This window comes from Ideonella azotifigens, assembly GCF_006519715.1.
Lineage (GTDB): Bacteria > Pseudomonadota > Gammaproteobacteria > Burkholderiales > Burkholderiaceae_C > Ideonella > Ideonella azotifigens.
This window is the reverse complement of the sequence record NZ_VIDT01000737.1, coordinates 1-2531: the sequence shown is the minus strand read 5'-3', so window position 1 is coordinate 2531 and position 2531 is coordinate 1. Positions and strand designations below refer to the sequence as shown.

Sequence of the window (2531 nt, the reverse complement as noted above, 5' to 3'; positions counted from 1 at the left end):
GCACCGCCCCCCATCCCCGGCAAGTCCAGCGCCGCGCAGCGGGACGGCATCAACCGCCTGGTCATCGTCGCCATCGATCCCGGCCACGGCGGCGAAGACCCAGGCGCCATCGGCCCCAGCGGCCTGAAGGAAAAGGACGTGGTGCTGCGCATTGCGCTGCAGCTGCGCGACAAGCTCAACACCAAGCCCGGCATGCGCGCGATGCTCACGCGCGACGACGACTTCTTCGTGCCGCTACAGGAGCGCGTGGCCAAGGCCCGCCGGGTACAGGCCGACCTGTTCGTCTCGGTGCATGCCGACGCCTTCATGAACCCCGACGCGCGCGGCGCCAGCGTCTTCGCGCTGAGCCAGCACGGCGCGTCCAGCACCGCCGCGCGCTGGATGGCGCAGCGCGAGAACGCGGCCGACGTGGTGGGCGGCGTGAATGCCGCGACCAAGGACGCTCAGGTGCTGCGCGCGCTGCTGGACATGAGCACCACCGCGCAGATCAAGGACAGCCTGCGCGTGGGCAACGAAGTGCTGTCGCGCATCGGCACCGTGGGCCGGCTGCACAAGGGCGAGGTCGAACAGGCCGGTTTCGCGGTGCTGAAGGCGCCGGACATCCCGTCCATCCTGGTCGAGACCGCGTTCATCTCGAACCCCACCGAAGAAGACAAGCTGCGCGACCCCGAGTACCAGCGCAAGCTGGTCGAGGCGCTGTTCACTGGCATCGACCGCTACTTCGCGAAGAACCCGCCGCTGGCGCGCAATCGGCAAACGTAAGGCCAGACTTGACGGCCGTCAGGCCGGGGCGCGGCGGCGCGCCTTCACGGCACCGGCCAGGATCACCACGCCAGGAATCAGGATCATCGCCCAGATGATTTTTTCGAGGTTCTGCTGCACCCAGGGGATGTTGCCGAACAGCACGCCAGCCATCATCACGCCGACCACCCAGAGCGCGCCGCCAATCAGGTTGAACAGCGTGAAGCGCGTGCGGCTCATCGCCGCCACGCCGGCCACGAAGGGTGCAAACGTGCGCACAAACGGCATGAAGCGCGCGACGATGATGGTCACCGCACCATAGCGCTCGTAGAAGGCATGGGCCTGCTCGAAGGCCCGCTTGTTGAAGAAGCGGGACTGCTCCCACTTGAACACTTTCGGCCCCAGCGCCCGGCCGATCGTGTAGTTCACCTGGTCGCCCAGCACCGCGGCCACCAGCAGCACCGCCAGCGACACCGGCAGGCTCATCAGCCCGGTGCCGCACATAGCACCGACCACGAACAGCAGCGAATCACCCGGCAGGAAAGGCATCACCACCACGCCGGTCTCCACGAAGATGATGGCGAACAGCAGTACGTAGACCCAGGTGCCGTAGTTGGTCACGAACACCGCGAGGTGCTTGTCCACGTGCAATATGAGGTCGATCAGGGGGGCGAGAAAGTCCATGGGCAGGGATTATCAGGGTGGACATCACACGGGCTCTCTACAATCCCGGGATGAACGACAACGTGCATCCGCCACTGCACAACGCCTTGCAGGCCGCGCCGCGCCGCCCGATCCGCGAATTGCCCGACGAACTGGTCAGCCAGATCGCTGCCGGCGAGGTGGTGGAGCGCCCGGCTTCGGTGGTGCGCGAGCTGGTGGACAACGCGCTGGACGCGGGCGCCGAGCAGGTCACCGTGCGCCTGGTGGCCGGCGGCGTGCGGGCCATCGTGGTCGAGGACGATGGCTGCGGCATTCCGCATGACGAGCTGCCGCTGGCGCTCAAGCGCCACGCCACCAGCAAGATCAGCTCGCTGGCCGAGCTCGAAGGCGTGATGACCATGGGCTTCCGCGGCGAGGCGCTGGCCGCCATCGCCTCGGTCTCCGAAACCCACATCGTCAGCCGCCCCGCAGATGCTTCCCAGGCCCGCAGGCTGGACGCCCGCAGCGGCGAGTTGCAACCTGCCGCCCGTGCGCAAGGCACCAGCATCGAAGTGCGCGAGCTGTTCTTCAGCACGCCCGCGCGGCGCAAGTTCCTCAAGTCAGGCCCGACCGAGCTGTCGCACGCCATCGAGGCGGTGCGCCGCCACGCGCTGGCGCGGCCGGACGTGGGCTTTGCGATCTGGCACGACGGCAAGCTGGTCGAACAATGGCGCCGCGCGCTGCACGAGCAACGCATGGCCGACGTGCTGGGCGAGGACTTCGTGGCGCAGAGCCGGCCGGTGGAACTGCTGGCCGGACCGATGCGGCTGCAAGGCCGCGTGGGCCTGCCCGAAGCCGCGCGCAACCGCGCAGACCATCAGTACGTCTACGTCAACGGCCGCTACGTGCGCGACAAGCTGATCACGCACGCCTTGCGCAGCGCCTATGAGGACGTGCTGCACGGCCAGAAGCAGCCGGCCTACGTGCTGTTCCTGGACATCGACCCGACGCGCGTGGACGTCAACGTGCACCCGACCAAGATCGAGGTGCGCTTCCGCGAATCGGGCGAGGTGTATTCGGTCGTCAAGCGCGCGGTGGAAAAGACGCTCTCGGCCCCGGCCGGCGCGCACCTGCCCGCCGCCATCTCG

3 protein-coding genes are annotated in these 2531 nt (G+C 68.0%); 2 read left to right on the top strand and 1 reads right to left on the bottom strand.

The genetic code is table 11. The features are described from left to right. Window positions 1-762, top strand: a 762-nt coding sequence (locus tag FKP22_RS27005; RefSeq protein ID WP_211361609.1) for an N-acetylmuramoyl-L-alanine amidase, incomplete at its 5' end; no start/stop codon positions are given. 18 nt (window positions 763-780) lie between these two features. Here the strand turns inward: FKP22_RS27005 and FKP22_RS27000 are convergent. Beyond that, window positions 781-1425 (bottom strand): VTT domain-containing protein, encoded by a 645-nt coding sequence (locus FKP22_RS27000; RefSeq protein ID WP_141291046.1) that lies wholly within the window; start codon window positions 1423-1425, stop codon window positions 781-783. Window positions 1426-1475: 50 nt separating this feature from the next. Here FKP22_RS27000 and mutL point away from each other — a divergent pair. Further along, window positions 1476-2531: DNA mismatch repair endonuclease MutL (gene mutL / locus FKP22_RS26995; RefSeq protein WP_141291045.1), on the top strand; the 1056-nt coding region annotated here is incomplete at its 3' end.